This window comes from Vibrio sp. A11 (assembly GCF_013048705.1).
Classification (GTDB): Bacteria; Pseudomonadota; Gammaproteobacteria; order Enterobacterales; family Vibrionaceae; genus Vibrio; species Vibrio metschnikovii.
The window spans coordinates 98585-120691 of the sequence record NZ_VHSI01000011.1 but is presented as its reverse complement, the minus strand read 5'-3'; the positions used below and the strand labels follow the sequence as shown (position 1 = coordinate 120691).

General features: G+C 45.2%; 14 protein-coding genes and 1 riboswitch. Of the genes, 8 read left to right on the top strand and 6 right to left on the bottom strand.

The annotated features are described in order from the left end of the window. Positions 1-224: 224 nt before the first annotated feature. The gene (locus tag FKQ60_RS12635) at positions 225-1511 is read right to left on the bottom strand and encodes a sodium:proton antiporter (RefSeq protein WP_170906592.1); all 1287 of its coding nucleotides are present in this window, start codon (positions 1509-1511) and stop codon (positions 225-227) included. A 192-nt stretch (positions 1512-1703) separates the two neighbouring features. On the opposite strand from FKQ60_RS12635, the gene metH reads away from it, so the two are divergent. Continuing rightward, a complete protein-coding gene (gene metH / locus FKQ60_RS12630) occupies positions 1704-5384 on the top strand; it encodes a methionine synthase (RefSeq protein ID WP_170906591.1) in 3681 nt (1226 codons plus the stop codon). Positions 5385-5436: 52 nt separating this feature from the next. Here the strand turns inward: metH and lysC are convergent, their stop codons facing one another. Continuing rightward, the gene (gene lysC, locus FKQ60_RS12625; RefSeq protein WP_170906590.1) at positions 5437-6786 is read right to left on the bottom strand and encodes a lysine-sensitive aspartokinase 3; all 1350 of its coding nucleotides are present in this window, start codon (positions 6784-6786) and stop codon (positions 5437-5439) included. A 110-nt stretch (positions 6787-6896) separates the two neighbouring features. Next, positions 6897-7073: riboswitch (Lysine riboswitch) on the bottom strand. A 228-nt stretch (positions 7074-7301) separates the two neighbouring features. On the opposite strand from lysC, the gene FKQ60_RS12620 reads away from it, so the two are divergent. After that, a complete protein-coding gene (locus FKQ60_RS12620) occupies positions 7302-8429 on the top strand; it encodes an alanine--glyoxylate aminotransferase family protein (protein ID WP_170906589.1) in 1128 nt (375 codons plus the stop codon). A 136-nt stretch (positions 8430-8565) separates the two neighbouring features. Here FKQ60_RS12620 and FKQ60_RS12615 read toward each other — a convergent pair whose 3' ends face one another. The 4 genes from FKQ60_RS12615 to FKQ60_RS12600 all read right to left on the bottom strand — a co-directional run bounded on the left by FKQ60_RS12615 (position 8566) and on the right by FKQ60_RS12600 (position 15128). Further along, a complete protein-coding gene (locus tag FKQ60_RS12615) occupies positions 8566-10332 on the bottom strand; it encodes a PglL family O-oligosaccharyltransferase (protein WP_161438790.1) in 1767 nt (588 codons plus the stop codon). A gap of 108 nt (positions 10333-10440) precedes the next feature. Then, positions 10441-13266, bottom strand: coding sequence for an excinuclease ABC subunit UvrA (gene uvrA / locus FKQ60_RS12610; protein WP_154169292.1), 2826 nt, complete (start codon positions 13264-13266; stop codon positions 10441-10443). A 144-nt stretch (positions 13267-13410) separates the two neighbouring features. Beyond that, on the bottom strand, positions 13411-14280 hold the full coding sequence (gene galU / locus FKQ60_RS12605; protein WP_154169290.1) for a UTP--glucose-1-phosphate uridylyltransferase GalU: 870 nt from the start codon (positions 14278-14280) through the stop codon (positions 13411-13413). 197 nt (positions 14281-14477) lie between these two features. After that, positions 14478-15128: a LuxR C-terminal-related transcriptional regulator gene (locus FKQ60_RS12600; protein WP_170906588.1), complete on the bottom strand. Its 651-nt coding sequence runs from the start codon at positions 15126-15128 to the stop codon at positions 14478-14480. A gap of 282 nt (positions 15129-15410) precedes the next feature. Here FKQ60_RS12600 and FKQ60_RS12595 point away from each other — a divergent pair, with 282 nt between their 5' ends. From FKQ60_RS12595 to mshL, 6 genes are all read left to right on the top strand, one after another. After that, entirely contained in the window at positions 15411-15929 is a 519-nt protein-coding gene (locus FKQ60_RS12595; RefSeq protein ID WP_004396114.1) for a single-stranded DNA-binding protein, read from the top strand. 145 nt (positions 15930-16074) lie between these two features. Continuing rightward, complete coding sequence (gene csrD, locus FKQ60_RS12590) at positions 16075-18066, top strand: RNase E specificity factor CsrD (protein ID WP_170906587.1); 1992 nt, start codon at positions 16075-16077, stop codon at positions 18064-18066. Between the two features lie 6 nt (positions 18067-18072). Beyond that, positions 18073-19515, top strand: coding sequence for a hypothetical protein (locus tag FKQ60_RS12585; RefSeq protein ID WP_040904713.1), 1443 nt, complete (start codon positions 18073-18075; stop codon positions 19513-19515). Further along, the gene (gene pilO, locus FKQ60_RS12580; RefSeq protein ID WP_158144327.1) at positions 19515-20165 is read left to right on the top strand and encodes a type 4a pilus biogenesis protein PilO; all 651 of its coding nucleotides are present in this window, start codon (positions 19515-19517) and stop codon (positions 20163-20165) included. Before FKQ60_RS12585 ends, pilO begins: the two co-directional genes overlap by 1 nt. After that, positions 20158-20475 (top strand): MSHA biogenesis protein MshK, encoded by a 318-nt coding sequence (locus FKQ60_RS12575; protein ID WP_332402611.1) that lies wholly within the window; start codon positions 20158-20160, stop codon positions 20473-20475. Before pilO ends, FKQ60_RS12575 begins: the two co-directional genes overlap by 8 nt. A 12-nt stretch (positions 20476-20487) precedes the next feature. Continuing rightward, positions 20488-22098, top strand: coding sequence for a pilus (MSHA type) biogenesis protein MshL (mshL, locus tag FKQ60_RS12570; protein ID WP_170906596.1), 1611 nt, complete (start codon positions 20488-20490; stop codon positions 22096-22098). The last annotated feature ends 9 nt before the right edge of the window (positions 22099-22107 follow it).

Genomic DNA, 22107 nt, shown 5'->3' with positions numbered 1-22107 from the left:
TCGGTAGCTTCCAAAGCAGCGGATCCCGCTAATCGCCAAAAGATGCACGGCTGGGCGTTCCAATCTATCCACTTCACTAATAGCAAATGGTAAGCCTTAACATTGCTGTTAAGGCTCTTTTATTTTCTGTTATTTACTTATTAGAACACAACATTGGCATATAAAACGGGAAAATAAGGCATAAAATAGCCCTATAACGATCAACTTATAGGGCTATTTTCATCTCAGTCTTTAGTGTTGTCTGGCTCGGCCCGTTTCGCCTTTTCAATCATTGGGGTAATGGTAGAACCTTGCACTAAGATGGAAAATACAACCACAGCATAAGTCATCACCATTACCAATTCTTTCACATCAATTAATTTATCTGGAATGACCATTACCCCAGCTGGGATAGATAGCGCCATGGCTAACGCCAATCCACCTCGTAATCCTCCCCAAGTCAGAATTCTCACTGACCATGGGTTGTAATGACGAAAGCGTTTAAAGCCCAAATAAGATATCCACACACTCAGATAGCGTCCACATAGTACGAGTGGAATGGCAAAGGCCATTAGAATCCAATCTTCTTGATGAAATTCAAACAGCAACATTGACATACCGATCAATAAAAATAATACGCCATTTAAAAATTCATCTACGAGCTCCCAGAAATGATCTAAGTGCTCTTCACTCTCTTTAGAAAAACCGATAAAACGTGTCCAGTTACCGATCATAATGCCAGACACTACCATCGCTAAGGGACCGGAAACATGGATAACATCAGCAAAAACATACCCTGCGGTTGGGATACCGATAGTGAGTAAGAGCTCCATAGAATGGTCATCAGTAGCACTGATCAAGTAATGAAAGAGTAGGCCAAGTAAAAAGCCGTAAGCAATTCCGCCTAATGCTTCTTGAGCAAACAGTACAGTAACGCTGCCAATCGTTGGTGTTTCATGACCAAAAGCGATCGTGAATAGCGTGACAAAAATAACCAATCCGAAGCCGTCATTAAATAACGATTCTCCTTCAATTTGGGTCGAAATACGCTTGGGTGCATTGAGTTTTTTTACAATCGCAAGTACGGCAATCGGGTCCGTGGGTGAGATAAGGGAACCAAACAGTAAACAATAAATCAGGTCAAGTTGAATACCAATAAACTGACAAAAGGCATACAACACTAGGCCGATGAAGAAGGTAGAGAAGAGTGTTGCTCCTAGAGCAAGTACGGTAATCTCCCACTTTTGTTCTTTTAGATTGGGTAGTTTGATCCCCAAGCCGCCTGCAAATAGCAGAAACCCTAATATGCCTTTTAACAAAAAGCTTTCAAAATTAATTCTCGTCACAGTATCAGTGGCAATTTGTGCGAGATAAAACCAATCATTTTGTCCGGCAATGATGATCAATATCGAAAGCATCATTGAACCAGCGGTAATAGCAATGGTGGTTTGCATCTTGATTATTTTACTGTTGATAAAAGCAATCAGCATCGCCGCGGCAGATAAAAAGCATAGGGTGTAGTAGACCGACATTCTCTTTCTCATTATGTAACAAGGTGTAATTAAAATTTTCGTTGTATCGATAACAAATAGCAAACATTTTCTAACAATTAGGTTTTGTTAATCGCAGGATTTTCGATGTCATTAATCTGGTTTTTAGACGTCTAGATTTCTAACTAAACTGTGATAGGATGAGGAATAAATACAAGGGAGTGAGGTTTTACAGTGGGAAGTCAGGTATCCAAGCAAATTGAGCAGCAACTCAAACACAGAATTTTACTGATTGATGGTGGTATGGGCACCATGATTCAGAGTTATCAGTTACAAGAGCAAGACTACCGAGGTAACAGGTTTGCTGATTGGCATTGTGATCTTAAAGGTAATAATGATCTCTTGGTTTTATCTCAACCATCATTGATCAAAGAGATCCATCATGCTTATTTAGCCGCTGGCGCTGATATTTTAGAAACGAATACTTTCAACTCGACCACCATTGCGATGGCCGATTACGATATGCAGTCATTAAGCGCAGAAATTAATTATGCTGCTGCGCAACTAGCACGCCAAGTCGCCGATGAATGGACTGAAAAAACGCCCGATAAACCACGCTATGTTGCGGGTGTACTCGGTCCGACCAACCGAACTTGCTCGATCTCGCCCGATGTAAATGATCCCGGTTACCGCAATGTCAGCTTTGATCAATTGGTTGATGCCTATTCAGAATCGACGCGAGCCTTGATTGAAGGCGGGTGCGATTTGATCATGATTGAAACGGTATTTGATACGCTTAATGCGAAAGCCTGTGCTTTTGCGGTTGATGGTATCTTTGATGAATTAGGTTACGCATTACCTGTAATGATTTCAGGCACGATCACCGATGCGTCCGGAAGAACCCTTTCAGGTCAGACAACGGAAGCCTTCTATCATTCTTTGCGCCATGTTCGACCACTCTCTTTTGGTCTTAACTGTGCGCTTGGTCCCGATGAGCTGCGCCCATACGTCGCGGAATTATCGCGAATATCAGAAAGCTATGTCTCTGCTCATCCTAATGCTGGCTTACCGAATGCCTTTGGTGACTATGATCTCGGTCCCGAAGAGATGGCGGAGCATATTGCTGAATGGGCACAAGCCGGATTTTTGAATCTGGTGGGCGGTTGCTGTGGTACGACGCCTGAGCACATTGCTGCGATGGCTAAAGCGGTCGAAGGCGTGGCACCTCGTCGTTTACCTGAGCTTAACGTTGCTTGTCGTCTCTCTGGCTTAGAGCCACTCACAATTGCCAAGGAAACATTGTTTGTTAATGTCGGAGAGCGGACTAATGTCACCGGTTCAGCACGTTTTAAGCGTCTTATTCGTGAAGAGTTGTACGATGAAGCGTTAGACGTGGCGCGTGAGCAAGTGGCTAATGGCGCACAAATCATCGATATCAATATGGATGAAGGCATGCTCGATGCCAAAGCCTGTATGGTGCGTTTTTTACAGTTATGTGCTTCCGAACCTGAGATTTCTAAAGTACCGATCATGGTTGACTCGTCGAAGTGGGAAGTCATTGAAGCGGGGCTAAAGTGCATTCAAGGTAAAGGGATTGTTAACTCTATCTCTTTAAAAGAAGGTAAAGCGAAATTTATTGAACAAGCAAAGCTGGTTCGGCGTTATGGCGCGGCCGTGATTGTGATGGCATTTGATGAAGTGGGTCAAGCGGATACCCGTGAGCGTAAAGTAGAGATCTGCAGCAATGCGTATCGCATCTTAGTCGATGAAGTCGGTTTTCCACCGGAAGACATTATCTTTGACCCCAATATTTTTGCGATTGCCACTGGAATTGATGAACACAATAACTATGCGGTCGATTTTATTGAAGCGATTACGGACATCAAACGCGGCTTACCTTATGCGATGATTTCCGGTGGGGTATCTAACGTTTCTTTTTCATTTCGAGGCAACAACTACGTTCGAGAGGCGATTCATGCCGTATTCCTCTATCACTGTTTTAAGCACGGTATGGACATGGGGATCGTTAACGCAGGTCAGTTGGAAATTTATGACAATGTGCCAGTCAGCTTGCGTGAAGCAGTAGAAGATGTGGTTTTAAATCGCCGCCCTGATGCCACGGAGCGCTTACTTGAGATGGCAGAGCAGTACCGTGACAATGCGGTTGGTAAAGTTGATGATCCGGCCTTACTCGAGTGGCGTAGTTGGCCAGTAGCAAAGCGTTTAGAGCACGCTTTGGTGAAAGGAATTACGGAATTTATTATTGAAGATACTGAGGAAGCTCGCCAGCAATCAGCAAGACCACTGGATGTGATTGAAGGTCCGTTGATGGATGGTATGAACGTTGTTGGTGATTTATTTGGTGAAGGTAAAATGTTTTTACCTCAGGTGGTTAAATCGGCGCGAGTGATGAAACAGGCGGTGGCTTACCTTGAGCCGTATATTAATGCGCTCAAACAGGCCAGTTCTGCTAATGGAAAAATTTTACTCGCGACGGTGAAGGGCGATGTACACGACATCGGTAAAAATATTGTTGGTGTGGTACTGCAGTGTAATAACTACGAAATTATAGATCTTGGCGTAATGGTACCGTGTGAGCAAATCCTGAAAGTCGCCAAAGAGCAGCAAGTGGATATTATTGGTTTGTCTGGTTTGATTACGCCTTCACTAGATGAAATGGTCCATGTTGCGAAAGAGATGGAGCGACAAGGTTTTAGTTTACCGTTATTGATTGGTGGCGCGACAACCTCTAAGGCGCATACCGCAGTCAAAATTGAACAAAATTATCGTCATCCTGTCGTCTATGTGAATAACGCGTCACGCGCGGTTGGAGTGTGCAGCGCTTTGTTGTCGGATGACTTACGGCCCGCATTTGTTGAAAAGTTGGATCTCGACTATCAACGTACCAGAGAGCAGCATGCGCGCAAAACCCCGAAAACTCGCCCGATCAGTTTAGATAAAGCGCGTGCTAATAAAGTCGCTATTGATTGGCAAACCTACACACCGCCAACGCCAGCTAAACCTGGTATCCATGTCTTTGATAATTGCTCAATTGCCGTATTACGCCAGTATATCGATTGGACCCCTTTCTTTATGACGTGGTCTTTGATGGGGAAATATCCAGCCATTTTGCAGCACGAAGAAGTCGGTGAAGAAGCACAGCGTTTATTTCACGATGCTAATACACTCTTAGATAGAGTGGAGCGAGAAGGATTACTGCAAGCGAAAGGTATTTGTGGTTTGTTTCCTGCTGCCAGTGTGGGTGATGATATTGAGGTCTATGCCGATGAAACACGCACTGAGGTTGTGCATGTTTTACACCATTTACGCCAACAGACTGAAAAACCGAAAGGGGCGAACTATTGTCTTGCCGATTACATTGCTCCGAAATCGTCAGCTAAGCGAGATTGGATTGGCGCTTTTGCCGTGACGGGTGGGATTGGAGAAAGGGAGCTTGCCGATGCTTATAAAGCACAAGGGGATGATTATAATGCGATCATGATTCAAGCGGTGGCGGATCGTCTTGCGGAAGCCTTTGCTGAGTACTTACATGAGCGAGTGCGTAAAGAAATCTGGGGCTATGCGGTAGAGGAAGATCTGGCTTGTGATGATTTGATCCGCGAAAAGTATCAGGGTATTCGCCCGGCACCCGGTTATCCGGCTTGTCCTGAGCACACTGAAAAAGGCACGCTATGGCAATTGCTATCGGTTGAAGAAAATATAGGCATGTCGTTAACCAGTAGTTACGCGATGTGGCCGGGATCATCGGTATCGGGATGGTATTTTTCTCATCCAGATTCACGTTATTTTGCCATAGCTCAGATCCAAGAAGATCAAGTTCAAAGTTATGCTGAGCGTAAAGGTTGGGATAAATTAACCGCCGAAAAGTGGCTTGGCCCCAATATTAATGGTTAACACTCCAAATAGGCAGGTCGCATTATGACGACCTGTCTATTTGAGTTTAGTGTTATTCAAATAACTCTTGATGCAGCTTTTGAATGACCGATTTAGAGACGTGGCTATTGACTAAAAAGCAGAGATTATGGGCGCTGGCACCATAACAAATCATACGTAGATTAAATTCATCCAACACACCGAAGACCTGTTTGGCGTAGCCGGGTCTATCTTTCATCTTATTACCAATCAGCGCAACTAAGCAGAGATCGTGTTCGACTTCTACCGTACATAAAGCCTCTAACTCTTGGCGAACGTGTTGTGGTAATTCAGGATTGCCGCCTGACGTATCGGTTTTATCTAAGGTTAGCGATACACTAATTTCTGAAGTCGTGATCAGATCTACAGAAATCTTATGTTTTGCCAAAATCTCAAACACTTTGGCTAAAAAACCATAAGCATGAAACATGTTAGCACTGCGTAGCGTTACCATGGTTTGATTACAGCGCAGTGCAAGGGCTCGAAACAGCGGGGTACTGTCGACCTGTTGGCGGATCCAAGTGCCTCCCTCTTGTGGTGCTTTGGACGAGCCCACAAAAACAGGAATACCATGACGAATCGCAGGCACTAATGTTGAGGGATGAAGAATTTTAGCGCCAAAATTGGCCATTTCTGATGCTTCACTAAAACTGATTTCGGAAATTGGAGCGGCTTTGGCAACAATCCGTGGATCGGTGGTGTAAATACCCGGTACATCGGTCCAAATTTCTAGGCCACAGGCTTGGATTGCTTCGGCAAATAATGCCGCTGAATAATCACTGCCTCCTCGACCAAGGGTCGTGGTATTGCCTTCTTGATCGGCACCAATAAAACCTTGAGTAACCACGACGTGTTGTTGGCACAGTGGGTGTAATTTTTCAGTCACTAAAGATTGTACGGCGGCCAGCTGTGGTTCGGCTCGGCCATAGTGATCATCAGTACGCATCACTTGACGAGCATCAAAGCGTACGGCATCGACGCCACGTTCACGAAGGATTTGGGTAAGTAAATAAGTGGACATTAACTCGCCACAAGCCACAAGATAGTCGGTTAACTTTTTACTGACTTCAAACGCGGCGGCCTCTGCGGCTCGGCGTACCGTGTCTAAAATGGTTTCTATCTCAGCACAGACCGTTTGCGGTGCGGTTAAAGACTCGATAATCGTGTAGTGAATATCCGCTAATTGCTGAATAATCATCGCTCGCTGTTGGCTATCTTGTACTCCGTTTGCCAATTCAACCAGTAGATTGGTTACCCCTGAACAGGCACTGATCACCACTAACTTAGTAGCAGGATTATTTTCGATGATCGCGGCACAGCCGCTCATCGCTTGAAAATTAGCAACACTTGTTCCGCCAAATTTAGCGACATTGAATGCGTTCACAGCATGTCTCCCAAGACTTCCTATAAATAAAAAATAGTTGGTAATCCAACGTCCAATGTTTTGAAGAGTGTGAACTGAGAGCAAATAAAGAGGGATAACGGTTAAGCAATGTCCTCAGAAGCTCTTCATCAGTCTCGTCTGATGACAGTCACAGGGATTCAGCCCATGCAACCGGTAAATCAAAGCCTCACCTTTGTTTTACCTCGGCACTGCTCCCCATGAATCGTTTGTATTGGAGTTAAGGCTCCACAAATGATCTGCCTGGGCAGTGCTCCTCTTCTGCTATACCGTCAAGATTTAACGTGGTGTTGTTAGGTTAAGTCTCTTCGGTATAGATAGCGCATTCATTGAACGGTTTTGTTTCATTAATGTCAATTGCAAATGTTGCTACTCATGCAAATAAAAATGATCAGAATGTGAAAGTGGTTGGACCCCTAGACTTCGGTCGGATTGTGGTGGGAGATGATTTGCATTAACCTCAACCATTCACGCCATCGAAAAAGCAAGGAGCAATTATGGCTATTAGCAGTTTTATTCCACCTCGTCGGATTTTGATGGGGCCTGGACCTTCAGATATTTCACCGCAAGTATTACAGGCCTTAAGCCGACCGACCGTTGGTCATCTGGATCCATTATTTATTCGCATGATGGATGAACTGAAGCAGTTACTACAATATGCCTTTCAAACCCAAAACGAATTCACGATTGCGGTTTCAGCGCCAGGGAGTGCGGGTATGGAGGCCTGTTTTGTTAATTTGGTCGAACCTGGTGACAAAGTGATTGTCTGTCGTAATGGAGTGTTTGGCGAGCGAATGCGAGAAAATGCCGTTCGCTGTGGCGGACAAGTGGTTGTGATTGATGATGAATGGGGAAAGCCAGTTTCAATCGAAAAAGTGGCCGCTACGTTAGCTGAACACAGCGATGCGAAAATTTTGGCTTTTGTACATGCCGAGACCTCAACGGGTGCCTGCAGTGATGCGCAAGCCCTCAGTCAATTAGCAAAACAGCATGGCATGTTGACAATCGTGGATGCCGTGACATCGCTTGGTGGTGTACCGCTATTGGTCGATGAGTGGCAATTGGATGCGGTGTATTCTGGAAGTCAGAAATGCCTATCTTGTGTGCCCGGTTTATCACCATTAACTTTTTCTCCCGCTGCGATTGATAAAATACACGCGCGTACCACACCGATTCAAAGTTGGTTCCTCGACCAAAGCTTAGTACTCGGGTATTGGAGTGGGGCAAGCAAACGCAGTTACCACCATACGGCGCCTGTGAATAGCTTGTACGCTTTACACGAAGCGTTACTGCTACTGCAACAAGAGGGACTAGACAACGCGTGGGATCGCCATCGCCGAATGCACAATATATTCAAACAAGGTTTAGAGGCGCTGGGATTAACCTTTGTGGTTGATGAAGCCAGTCGTCTACCGCAACTGAATACGGTGTATATTCCTCAAGGCGTAGATGATGCAGCTCTGCGTGACTATTTGCTGAATCATTACAACTTAGAGATAGGTGCTGGATTAGGAGCATTAGCAGGTAAAGCATGGCGAATTGGGTTGATGGGATACGCGGCGCGCCCAGAAAACATCGCCTTATGTCTGAAAGCGTTGCAAGACGGACTTGCCTTACAGCGATAACGCTGTATCGATGACGTGTTAAACGGCGGTATTCCCCTAATTCATTGATGAATGTTTATTGTCTGGTTAGGGGATTCTTAGCCTCTTTTGACGACACGTGTTGTTGGAAAGGCGTATCGTTGCTGGTTGAGCATCATCACTCACTAGACGCCGGAACGATGGTGCTGTCCGATGACGGAAAAGAAGAACTCGGCGGCGTGAAATCGAGCGTCGGGAAGAGGAACTCCGCTTCTGAACGGATTTGCGCCGCTCGGCTCTCATCGCCTAAGCCTTGATAAGCCAAGATGAGGTTACGATAAAAAGCGGGTCTTGGTTTATGTTGAATAACCGATAATGACCAATCGATATAAGGCTGGATGTAGTCAGTTCGTTGCTGATGCAAGCCTAGATTGAGGTAGGTGCTGTAAATATTCCAGTCGAAACGATCTCGCCATACCAATGGATTGGTGACCTTATGTAAAATATCAGGATTGGGTGGATTCGATTTTTCGAATTGAGTAAGCACATAATTACTGTGCAGTGACGTTAACATATATAGGCTAGTGATAATCGGTAGCACTAAGCTCAGGATGCGTAGTAATGAACCACTGAGATGGCTAAAAGAGAAGGTGCGATATCGGGTAACTCGCTGATCAATCCAATACAGCAGAACGATAAAGCTAATCCAGTGAATGGCTGAGTGATAAAACGGGTACTCCAATTGACTATGCACAACAATCGGCACGAGAAGTGCAAGCATAGCGAGGCGAGTCCCTTTTTTCGCTGTCCGGATTTTCAGTAATACAAACCCAGCAGCAATCGCAATTCCCAGTAGGGGTAATAGTCCGCCTTCGACGCCCCAAAAAAGCAGTTCATTATGTGGATGATCCATAGCAGGTAATCCTGCAGGATAATTAGGGTTCAGTTGATGTTGGCGGGCAGTGTACAGCAAATATTCGGTTTCAAAATTCCCATAGCCATAACCGGTAAACGGCTTTTCAATCAACATGTCTACGGTTTGTGGAAAGGTATAGCGTCTTGGGCTATCAAGGTCCGCTTTACTGGTCACCATATCGCTGGTGCTCTGGCTGTACATGGCCACAAACCCCAGTAACACACCGCTAAGACTGGCGCTGATCCAGTAAACCAATCGGCGACGCGGAGCAAAACGATAAAGATAAGGTAAAATCATCATCGTTCCTAACACGGCAGATAACCAGCCAGTACGTGACGCTAACACGACTAACAAAGGCAGAGTTAGCAGCGGTGTAAGATAGAGCAGACCAATTTCAAACAGTTTGGTGTCATATTTTTTAGGTTGGCGAGCCAATAAATAGCCTGATACGATCAATCCCGTTGCCATAAAACTCGCCATCACATTCGGTTGTTGGAAAATACCGTAGGGACGATTAGCTAACGTATTATAACCAAACCAGTTATTGGGGCTTAACAGTAAGTATTGATACAGCCCAAATGATGCCTGAATAAGAACCGCCAGCAAGATATACCATAGTAAGCGCTGTTTATGCTTATTGCTCAAATAGAACTGTTGTAAGCAGATGAACAGCGCTAAGCCAGCCCATAACCCCGTTAACCGTCCGATAGCACCAGTGAGATAAGCGTTTCCATACAAGAGTGGTGTGCTTAAAATGCAGCAACTGACAAAAAACACGACCGTTAATTTTGAATAACGCAGGCTTTGGTTGAGGGCAATTTGATACCAACCGATGGCGATGGTGATACTGACGGCTATCCATGTCGTGGGGTTAAACGATAAGGCTAATCCTGCACCACCTGGATTAGGCATAAAGAAATGCATCGCAAGCAAATAAACAGCGCCAAGGGCAATCAGGAAAGCCTTATTTAAAGGGGCTTTTGGAACAGTCGGTTGCAGTTGAGTGCCGCTGAGTAGCAAAGTCGCCATAAATCTCACAATCTATTGTTGAACATCAATCCATTATTTTTTGAAACGCAACCAGTCATAAGTGACTGGTTGCGTTACTTTAGCGTTTTTTCGCGCGGCAATATAGCCTTATTGAATGAGCAGTGGTTTTAAAAAGCGTGCAGTATGTGAGCCTGCGACTTGTGCGACCTCTTCTGGGGTACCTTCGGCAATAATTAGCCCACCCCCTTGCCCACCTTCTGGACCCAAATCGACGATCCAGTCAGCCGTTTTAATCACATCAAGGTTGTGTTCGATAACGACGACGGTATTGCCGCGATCACGCAAGCGATGTAGCACGATCAGCAATTGCTGAATATCATGGAAATGGAGTCCAGTAGTCGGTTCATCAAGAATATAGAGTGTTTTACCGGTATCACGTTTGGATAACTCACGCGCAAGCTTAACGCGTTGTGCTTCACCTCCGGATAGAGTTGTGGCTGATTGGCCCAAGCGAATATAGGATAAACCGACATCGATCAGCGTTTGCAGCTTACGTGCAATCACAGGGACAGGCTCAAAAAACGCATGGGCTTCTTCGATGGTCATTTGCAATACTTCATCAATGCTTTTGCCCTTGTAATGGACTTCTAAGGTTTCACGGTTATAGCGTTTGCCCTTACATGCATCACAAGGCACATAAACATCGGGTAGGAAATGCATCTCAACTTTGATAACCCCATCTCCCTGACACGCCTCACAGCGCCCGCCACGGACGTTAAAACTGAAACGGCCGGGCTTATAACCTCGAGAACGAGATTCTTGAGTGCCAGCAAACAGCTCACGGATAGGCGTAAAAATACCAGTATAGGTCGCGGGGTTAGAACGTGGTGTTCTACCGATTGGGCTTTGATCAATATCGATAACCTTATCAAAATGTTCAAGACCTTTAATCGCCTTATAAGGCGCTGGTGTTGCTGTCGTCGCGCCATTTAAAGCAGTATGGGCAATGCTGAAGAAAGTATCGTTGATTAACGTTGACTTACCAGAGCCAGAAACACCAGTGACGCAGGTAAAGAGCCCGACAGGCAAAGAAAGATCGACACTTTTTAGGTTATTGCCAGACGCACCAAGCAGCTCGACCGTTTTATTCGGATCACGAGGCACTCGCTGAGTCGGAATGGCAATCTTCTTGGCTCCACTGAGATATTGGCCGGTCAATGAATGTGGATTAGCGATGATCTGCTCTACATGGCCTTCAGCAACGATGGTCCCACCATGTACACCAGCACCGGGGCCGATATCAATCACATGATCCGCCATACGAATGGCATCTTCATCATGCTCGACAACCAGCACGGTATTACCTAAATCACGTAAATGAGTCAGGGTTTTCAGTAATCGTTCATTGTCTCGTTGATGTAAACCAATCGATGGTTCATCCAGTACATACATCACGCCAACCAGTCCAGCACCAATTTGACTGGCTAAGCGAATACGCTGTGCTTCACCGCCAGAGAGCGTTTCGGCACTGCGTGATAAATTTAGATAATTGAGCCCGACGTTGACTAAAAACTGCAAACGGTCATTAATCTCTTTCATGACCTTGTCAGCAATTTGTGCTCGCTGACCTTCGAGCTGCATAGTGGCAAAAAAGTCTAAGGCGTCGGCGATACTTAACTCAACGATCTCTGGCAGAGTGGTGTTATTGATAAACACATGGCGAGATTCCAAACGTAAGCGAGTGCCGTTACAGCTGCTGCAAGGTTTGGTTGAGATGTATTTCACCAGTTCTTCACGCACGGAGTTCGATTCGGTATCACGATAGCGGCGTTCTAAATTATGCAAAATACCTTCAAAAGGATGGCGTTTAACGCGAATGTCGCCGCGATCATTGATGTATTTAAACTCGATTTCACTTCGTCCTGAGCCATGTAATACAACTTCTTGAATGCGTTTGGGTAGTTGATTAAATGGGCGATGGAGATCAAAATCGTAGTGTTCTGCTAACGCATTCAGCATTTGAAAATAGTAATAGTTTTTCTGGTCCCAACCACGGATGGCACCTTGCGCTAAACTTAAATTAGCATCTTCGATCACTCGGCTTGGGTCAAAATACTGCTGCACCCCTAAACCATCACACGTTGGGCAAGCGCCTGCTGGATTATTAAATGAGAACATTCGTGGTTCTAACTCACGCATGCTATATCCACAGTGCGGACAAGCGAAGTTAGCGGAAAATATTTGTTCTTCACCCGGTTGATCCATCGGCGCGATGACGACAATCCCTCCCGAAAGCTCTAAGGCAGTTTCGAACGATTCGGCTAAGCGTTGTTGAAGATCGCTGCGTACCTTAAACCGATCCACCACCACTTCAATGGTGTGTTTTTTATGCAGTTCTAACGTTGGTGGATCGGAAAGATCACAGGTTTCGCCGTCAATTCGGGCACGAATAAAACCTTGCGCAGCGAGATTTTCCAGCGTTTTAACGTGTTCACCTTTACGCTCTTTAATGATAGGCGCAAGCAGCATCAATTTACTGCCTTCCGGCATTTCGAGCACCTTATCGACCATCTGACTGATGGTTTGTGCCGTTAATGGGACTTGATGTTCAGGGCAACGCGGCTCGCCAACTCGTGCATAGAGTAGACGTAGATAATCATACACTTCGGTAATGGTACCGACAGTAGAGCGAGGGTTATGCGAGGTGGATTTTTGTTCAATCGAGATAGCAGGGGATAAGCCTTCAATATGATCAACATCGGGTTTCTCCATCAATGAGAGAAATTGCCGAGCATAAGCGGATAACGATTCGACATAACGACGTTGCCCCTCAGCATAAAGGGTATCGAACGCCAGCGAAGATTTCCCAGAGCCGGAAAGACCGGTGATCACAATCAGTTTGTCACGGGGAATCGTTAGATTAATGTTTTTCAGGTTGTGGGTACGCGCCCCACGTACTTCAATGTTGTCCATCCGATAAAGTCTACTGTAATACCAAGTAGGGTCAGTATTACATAGAGTGCGATTTGTGCAAATATTCACTGGATAAAAAAACAGTAAAAACGGAGCCGTTATCCAGAGGGCTCCGTCAATAAAGTGCTGACTAACCCTGAATGATTAGCCTTTAGTAGTTGATTGTTTCGCGAGTGCTACTTTTTGTTCATTCTGTTGGTATAAATGCTCAAAGCAGTAATTGGTTGCTTGGATATAGCCTTCGACGCTACCGCAATCAAAACGTTGGCCTTTAAATTTATAAGCCAATACACAGCCAGACTGGGCTTGTTTGAGTAGCGCATCGGTGATTTGAATCTCGCCACCCTTGCCAGGTTCGGTTTGCTCAATCAAATCAAAAATATCAGGAGTTAAAATATAGCGCCCAATGATCGCTAAATTACTCGGCGCTGTGCCCGGCTCTGGTTTTTCAACCATGTTATCGACACGGAACAGATCGTCTTTGATCATCTCACCAGCAATCACACCGTACTTATGTGTTTCTTCTGCAGGCACTTCTTGCACCGCAACAATCGAGCAGCGGAATTGTTTATACAGCGCGACCATTTGTGCTAAGACTCCTTGCTGAGCATTGACACATAAATCATCGGCAAGAACCACAGCAAAAGGTTCATCACCGACAAGCTCGCGGCCCGTTAAAATGGCATGCCCTAAGCCTTTCATTTCACGTTGACGAATGTAGGTAAAGTGAGCAGTATCAATAATTTGTCGAATATCGATCAGCAGTTCTTCTTTGTTGGTACCACGAATTTGGTGTTCCAACTCATAGTTCATATCAAAGTGATCCATGATTGCGTGTTTGCCCCGTCCGGTAACAATACACATTCCAGTCATACCGGCTTGAATCGCTTCTTCAACCCCATATTCGATCAATGGTTTATTCACCACTGGCATCATCTCTTTTGGCATAGATTTGGTCGCGGGTAAAAAACGAGTACCATAGCCGGCCGCAGGAAAAAGGCATTTATTAATCATTAGTCAGAACCCTATTGTTATTAAAGTGCAGTCGCTGTAAGCCCATAAAGGTTGTTGATCTTGCTTGATAAGCTTAATGCGCAACAATAGGCTAACTTTATCATGTTCTGATCGTGTGATTGAGCACATTCTGTGTTGGGTTATCGAAAATGTGCAACGCTACCTATTCTCGATAACATCCTAACAGCCCGATATCATTACTGAAAAAGATGGTGATTGGCCCAAGATATCGCTTGTGCGCGGTTTTTTACCGCGAGCTTTTTATAAATTTGGTACAAATGAGATTTTACGGTTAGTTCGCTGATAAATAAGTTCTTCGCAATATCATCGTTGGAAGCTTGCGCTTGCAAACAGCGTAAAATCTGTATTTCTCGAACCGTAAGATCGAGAGTGGCTTTGGTATGTTGCTCATGAAAGGCGTAACGAAAATGATGTAGTAATTGGTTCGAAACATGACGAGGCAACCAATTTTGGCCATTAATGATCTGCGCCAAGCCATGGGAAAGTTGCTCCGTACTATCGGTTTGATAAAAGAGTCCCTTTAAATTCCCAAAGCTGATTAATAGATCGGTCGGTAGTCGTTTATCAACATTGAACAAAATGGTTTCCAGATAGTGAGTGGTCAGCTTTAAAGGGCCAAGTCGATGACGGATAGTGCGATGATCTTGATAATCGAGCAGCAGTATCTTGTGTTTACTGTGTCGGTATTGTTGTACTAACGATTCAGGCTCCACTTTTTCGATAGGGATCGCGAGTAGATGAAATGCTTTTTGTAACCGACTCGGAGTCGATTGATTTACGTCTGTGGTCAGATAGTAGATGGTGCGCGCGTAACTCGATTTGGGCATAGGGTTCATCCTGATTGATGTACAAACACGGTTTGTTCAGCATGCCGAAAGATGAGGTACGATACGAACGGTTAATCAATGCTTTGCGTAACATATCCACGAGCTAAGTAAATGATACTATTATCAAAACTTGAAATAACGACAAGGATCGAAAAAATGATCAGCGTGTCTGGATTTTCTCTTTTGCTGATAACAGATTAAGAGCGGAGATTGGTAGTAGTCACAAAGCGTGTTATTCTTTAGCACAATATTAAAAAACCAAATTTGATGACGGAGCAGAACATGGCAACCCGTGGCGTAAATAAAGTAATTTTGGTCGGTAACTTAGGGGCTGACCCTGAAGTTCGCTATATGGCAAGTGGTGCTGCGGTAGCAAATATCACTCTGGCAACCTCAGAAAGCTGGCGTGATAAAACCACCGGCGAGCAACGTGAAAGAACGGAATGGCACCGCGTAGCCTTATATGGCAAACTCGCTGAAGTTGCGGGCGAATATTTACGTAAGGGATCGCAGGTTTATATCGAAGGTCAATTACAAACGCGTAAATGGCAAGATCAGAGCGGCCAAGATCGTTATACCACGGAAGTTGTGGTGCAAGGTTATAATGGCATTATGCAAATGTTGGGTGGTCGTCAGCAAGGTGCAGCGCCTGGACAGGGGGCTCCTCAAGGTCAACAAAGTAACTGGGGACAGCCACAACAACCTTCAGCGCAGCAATCACCGAAGCAGTCAGCACCTCAGCAAGCTCAGCCACAATATAATGAGCCGCCGATGGATTTTGATGACGATATCCCGTTCTAGCCATTTGATTTTCAAAAAAAGCCGCGAAGTTCGCGGCTTTTTTATATAGTTAAGGATAAGCCCAAATCATTGAGTGACTTCAAGAAATTCAGGGCTTACTAATCTTACTTTTATAGCCGATGAATTAAGAAGGGAATTCAGCTTCATGCGGTATACGCCAACGCTTAAATTGAGCACACGTTTAGTCGCTTTTGTGACCTTAATTGTCACCAGTGCCATGTTCATCTTATTTATTGGTGGTGCACTCTCGTTTCAGCGTATGGGACAAGATTATCTCAAACACTATTTAAGTGGGATTGTTGACGTTGTCGATCAAGAGTTACACGATCCGCAAGCGGCAAACTCAATGTCGGATTGGATGCCAAAAATACTTCAGGCATCGAGTATTATTGAGCTCGAACTCACCACGTCATCCGAGATTGTCTATCGTTTTCATGATAACACATCGAGAATCACAGCCGATCGTTTAACTCAGATGACTTTCCCATTACCGAGTCATCCCAGTTACGTCATTCATTTTAAAGCAGTACCACCCTATCTAGGGTATAACTACTCTTTTGGTGCCATGTGGTCGATCACTTTAGCGATTGGACTGGTCATTTTTTGTTTGGTCCGAGCGACAAAATGGTTGCGTGAACAGTTATTAGGGTCTGAGTTATTGGAAGAGCGCGGACGGATGATTTTAGCCGGACGTGTTGAGCAGTATGCCAAAGGAGATGAACGAGAGTGGCCTTATACGGCGAGTGAAGCTATCGATGTACTGATTGAAGAGCTACAAGATGCTCGTCAAGAGCGAAGTCGATTTGATAGCTTTATTCGTAGTCAAACCTTTCTTGATCAATTGACTGGCGCCGCTAATCGAGTTCTGTTTGATAGCAAATTAGAATCAGCTTTACTGGAAAGTGGTGCTCGTGGTGGGGTCATTATGATCCGGCTCGATGAACTGGATACTGCGCGTGAGCAGCAAGGAAAAGTCATCATTGATGATTTTATCGTTGAAGTGGGTGAATGTATTGCAAATGTCATTGCCCGTTATCCCGATGTGGTTCTGTCACGCTATTATGACTCGGTCTTCGCGATTTTTATGCCTCACCAAACCTCTAAAGATGTCAGTCATGTGGCGAGCCAATGTCTTAAATTGCTTGAGCGCCTAAGCCCGCCTTATCCTTTAGAACGAGAAAACTGGTTCCATATTGGAATGAGTATGTACCAAGAGGGCGAACGACGTGGACGAATCATTGATGAAACAGAAACCGCGTTACGTAGTGCGCAGATGCAAGGCTGTAATGCGTGGAGCCGATTTAAGAAGTTGGTTACGGTGGATGACGAGCGCGGTAGCGTACGCTGGCGAACCTTGTTCGAACAAAGTCTCATTCCTGAGAAAATTCGTTTATTCCGGCAGCCGTGTTATTTAATTAGCGAAGAGAATCAATTAACATTGATTCACGATGAGCTGTTTGTCCGCATTTATGATCCTGTCCAAGGCATGCTCAAGGCCTCACGTTTTAATTCTGCTTTAGAAACCGTTGGTTACGAAGCGATGCTTGATCGCGCAGTCTTCGTCCGTGTACTACAATTATTGAAAAACCAAGCATCTACAGAGCATTACTCGATTAATTTACATGTTGTTCCCTTTGCCGATAAACACTATTGGCGTTGGTTTCGTCATGAAATCATGCAGTTACCTTATGCTTTACGCACTCGGTTGTCTTTTGAGTTTGCTGAGGGGCGTTTAGTGCAACATTTAGATTATATGCGTCCAGTGCTAAGAATGATTGCGGGGTTGGGATGTAAATTGGTGGTTGGTCAAGCGGGACGAACGATCGTTGCGACTCATTACATTAAAGATTTACGAATTAATTACCTTAAATTACACCGCAGCTTAATTAAAAATATTGATCAACGGCACGAGAATCAACTGTTTGTGCGCAGTATGATCGGAGTGTGCGGGGGAACAAGTACCCAAGTGATCGCTGTGGGAGTGGAAACGCAAGCCGAATGGCAAATGTTAATTGCCCTTGGCATTCATGGTGGACAAGGTCGATGGTTTGCTGCAGAGCAGCCTTGGATTGTGGCTCCCAGTACTGAACAGCCCTCTGTCAAGCCGGGCAAAAGAAATCGATGGCGGACTAAGTAGAGAAAAATGAAGATGAATACGCTGTTTCATAAAATCACTCGTCGAGCGCAGCAAGACCGCAAATTATTTGCGGTTGTACAGCCGGACGCGATTTATTTCTCTGCTACTCAAGACTCCCCTCTTGCGACGCGTTATCCGCTCAGAGACGGGGCTTGGTTAACTTCTCTGTGTCAAGCGCTGCAAGCCAATCCCGTTAAGGGTGATGTCGTGGACGTGGTGTTACACGCTCAACTATACCAATGTTATCAAATGGATAAGCCAGCAGTGCCACGCGAAGAGTGGTCTGGTGCGCTGCCTTTTTTGCTCAAAGATTTGATCAGTGAAAAACCCACTGAGATTGTCGCTGATGCTTATGAGTTAAGTGGCAGTAACAAAATCCAAGCTTATGTGATCAGTATTAAGGTTATTCTCGAGCTTGCCCAAGCATTACAAAGCATTGGCTACCAATTAGGGCAAGTGATCCCTGAGCAAGAGATTTGGGCTAACAGCGTTCAAACGCCACACTTTTTATTATTACAACGCAGCAGAGAAGGACAATTTAAGTTAGATGCCTTTGTTGACCAGCGTTGTTATTTTCAGCGCACTTTACGTGGTGTGGTCGCGCCAGTGACTGGGGAGACGAGCCCAGCATTGCAATTGGATGGCTTAGCGCTTGAACTCCAACGCTCAATTGATTACCTCTCTTCGCAATTAAAAGGTGTCGCGCTCCATCAGCTTAAAGTGTGCTGTGATGATGAAGATCATACCCAATTAGTGGCGGCACTGAATGAACGGCTGAACGTTAAAGCGAGCCCTTTATCTGAAGAGCAACAACCGCCGTTATCTGGGCAGGTATTAGCTCATTATCTGCCTTTAATGACTCGGCCTACATTAAACTTTTATCCGCGGCACTTGCATCCTAAGACCGATCACTTTTCTCTACGTAATGTTATCGTAGCACTGAGTGGTGTCACGCTAGTCATGTTGGCGGTTGCTGGTTTTTACGCTTATCAAACCACTCAATTGGATCAGCAGGTTGCGTTGGCTCAGCAACAGACGGATCGTTTGAATCAACAATTGGCAGAGCTTCAGCAACAACAAGCCAAACATCGTCCTTCGGCAGGAAAAGTTGCGGCCATCGAACGTATAAAACGGCAGATTGCAGGTCAGCAAGCTTCGCTAAGCGCAATGGATCAATTTACACACAGCCAGCAAGAAGGTTACTCAGGAATCATGAACGCGTTAGCGAGCGTCGCTCATCGTGATATTTCGCTGACTCATATCGAGATTTCTCCCAATCGGTTAGATATTCAAGGCTTAGCTACCGAAGCTAAAGTTATCCCGTACTGGATCGGTAAATTTAAGCAGCAAACGCCGTTAGTCGGCCGTAATTTTGAACGTTTAACCATGGGGCGCAATGAGCAAGATCTGGTGACATTTGAACTGAAAACTCAGCAAGGAGCGAGATAATGAGTCAATATTGGCAAACGCTCAGCCATCTATTTGCTGAGCGAAAAAACAGCGAAAAGGGACTTATCAGTCTGTGTGGATTGGTGATCATTGTATTATCGATACAAACTTGGCTGGTTGATCCTTTGCTTGCTCAGTATCAAATGCAAACCAATCGTTTGATGAGTTTGCAAACTCATCAGCAAAGTATGCAAAACACTATCCAACAGTTACAACATCAACTCAGTACCAATCCGGATGCGGATATCGACATTGAGCTCGCTCAATTACAAGCTTATCACCATCAATTAACAGAGCAGTTAGCGGAAAAAGTCGGCAGCTTAGTTTCTCCGTCACAAATGGCCTCACTATTGCAGGAAGTGTTAGAAAAAAGCCAGCGATTGAAATTGGAAAGTTTAATTTCATTACCCGCAGAGCCGATTGCTCTCCAAGAACCTGTGGTGGGGGCCGAACGCTACTTTGTTCATCCGGTGCGTATCGAACTAACAGGTAGCTATTTTGCGATTCGTGATTATTTACAGGCGTTAGAGAACTTACCGGTTCGTTATTATTGGCGACGTTTTCACTATCAAGTAGGCGAGCATCCACAAGCGAGACTGTTACTTGAAGTGTACACGCTCGGTACGCAGAAGGAGTTCATCGGTGGCTAACATTCAATATAGCGCAATACTGATGGTGTTGATGAGCTCTTGTGCCATCGCCGCCCAAGATCCGACAGCGCCTCTCGGAGGACGTTCCTCTAACGCTGGTGCGGTATCATCCGTGACCACGGCATTGCCTGAATTGCAGAGCATTGTTTGCCAGCAAGCTTGTTACGCAACGCTTAATCAACAAGTATTGTCTGCAGGCGATGAGATCGATGGCTATCGGGTTAAGCAAGTCAGTGAGGAGCAGGTGACGTTAACTAAAGGGCAGCAGACTTGGCAACTGCAGTTATTTTCGCTGGATATCAAAGAGTAGGGTATAAAAATGATGCGTCAAGTTGTTATCGCAGTAATGGTTACCACTTTAGCGGGTTGCGCTATGGGGCACCGAGATCCGGTGGAAATAAAGCAAGCCTTGAACGAAGCAATTAATGAGGCCAATAGTCGCCAACTACAACAGTTACCCGCCTCTGTTGAAGCAGATTTAATGCCTGAGTTAGTCGACAGAAGCCGTGAGCAGCCGCTGCATATTGCTCGTTTTCGAGTGCAAGCTAACCAAGTTGATGCCGCCGCTTTTTTCACTAGTTTGGTTAAAGGCAGTGACTACAGCGTCGCCATTCATCCTGCGGTTTCTGGGCAGATTACCTTGAACCTAAGCAATGTGACTTTAGATGAAGTGCTGGCGGTGGTGCGAGATTTGTATGGTTTTGAAGTCGAAAAAGTCGGCAGAGTGCTACAAGTTTATCCTGCTGGGTTAAGAACGGTCACTATACCGGTGGATTATTTGCAATTTCAGCGTAGTGGACGCTCCATTACGTCAATCAGTACCGGAACGGTGACTAACCCGACTTCATCCAACAATTCAAGTAATAATACCGGTTCAAGCAATAATAATGCTTCCCGTGGGGGAACGGAAATTGAAACCATCAGTGAAAGTAATTTTTGGCAGCAATTAGAAAGTACCATTGGTCGATTAATTGGGTCGGGCAGTGGTCAGAGTGTAATGGTCACACCACAAGCGTCAGTGATCACCGTGCGCGCTTACCCAGACGAAATTCGTGAGGTTCGCCAGTTTCTCGATATGTCTCATTTACGGATTCAGCGTCAAGTGATCCTTGAAGCGAAAATTCTTGAAGTGACATTAAATGATGGTTTCCAACAAGGGATCAATTGGTCAAAAACTTTTTCATCTAATGGGACTAATTATCAGCTAGGTCAGGGGGTTATTCCTGCACCTACGCCCCGTTTACCGGGGATGGACGCGATTGGTACTTTATTGGGAGGACAGACTAATTTGGTGATCCAAAGCGGTAGTTTTGATGCCGTGTTAAACTTTATGGCTACGCAAGGCGATCTTAATGTTCTGTCTAGCCCGCGAGTCACGGCTGCCAATAACCAAAAAGCAGTGATTAAAGTCGGCACCGATGAATATTATGTGACTGACCTGACTAGTGAAGTCGGTACTGGTGATAACGCCAACGTCGCTCCCAATATTCAATTAACCCCATTTTTCTCGGGTATCTCACTCGATGTGACGCCGCAAATTGACGATGATGGGTATGTCTTTTTGCATGTTCACCCTTCGGTGATTGAAGTGGAAGAGCAGAAGAAATCTGTGCAATTTAATGATCGAACCATCACTTTACCGTTAGCGCGTAGCTCAATTCGTGAGTCTGATTCGGTGATTCGAGCACAAGATGGCGATGTGGTCGTGATTGGTGGGTTAATGAAATCGAATACCATGAATCAAACCTCTAAGGTGCCGTTTTTTGGTGACATACCACTGTTGGGGCATCTGTTCCGCCAAACCTCCAATGTGACCCAAAAAACGGAGTTGGTGATTTTACTCAAGCCGACAGTCGTTGGGGTCAATACGTGGCAAAAAGAGTTAGAACGTTCACGAGACTTATTGCAAGAATGGTTTCCTGATTCCCAATAGTGGTTGGTC

Bases quoted from the DNA above. Each gene is read 5' to 3' on its own strand.
- FKQ60_RS12635 (WP_170906592.1), bottom strand. From the start codon at position 1,511: ATGTCGGTCTACTACACCCTATGCTTTTTATCTGCCGCGGCGATGCTG.
- FKQ60_RS12620 (WP_170906589.1), top strand. From the start codon at position 7,302: ATGGCTATTAGCAGTTTTATTCCACCTCGTCGGATTTTGATGGGGCCT.
- FKQ60_RS12615 (WP_161438790.1), bottom strand. From the start codon at position 10,332: ATGGCGACTTTGCTACTCAGCGGCACTCAACTGCAACCGACTGTTCCA.
- uvrA (WP_154169292.1), bottom strand. From the start codon at position 13,266: ATGGACAACATTGAAGTACGTGGGGCGCGTACCCACAACCTGAAAAAC.
- galU (WP_154169290.1), bottom strand. From the start codon at position 14,280: ATGATTAATAAATGCCTTTTTCCTGCGGCCGGCTATGGTACTCGTTTT.
- FKQ60_RS12600 (WP_170906588.1), bottom strand. From the start codon at position 15,128: ATGCCCAAATCGAGTTACGCGCGCACCATCTACTATCTGACCACAGAC.
- FKQ60_RS12595 (WP_004396114.1), top strand. From the start codon at position 15,411: ATGGCAACCCGTGGCGTAAATAAAGTAATTTTGGTCGGTAACTTAGGG.
- csrD (WP_170906587.1), top strand. From the start codon at position 16,075: ATGCGGTATACGCCAACGCTTAAATTGAGCACACGTTTAGTCGCTTTT.
- FKQ60_RS12585 (WP_040904713.1), top strand. From the start codon at position 18,073: ATGAAGATGAATACGCTGTTTCATAAAATCACTCGTCGAGCGCAGCAA.
- pilO (WP_158144327.1), top strand. From the start codon at position 19,515: ATGAGTCAATATTGGCAAACGCTCAGCCATCTATTTGCTGAGCGAAAA.
- mshL (WP_170906596.1), top strand. From the start codon at position 20,488: ATGCGTCAAGTTGTTATCGCAGTAATGGTTACCACTTTAGCGGGTTGC.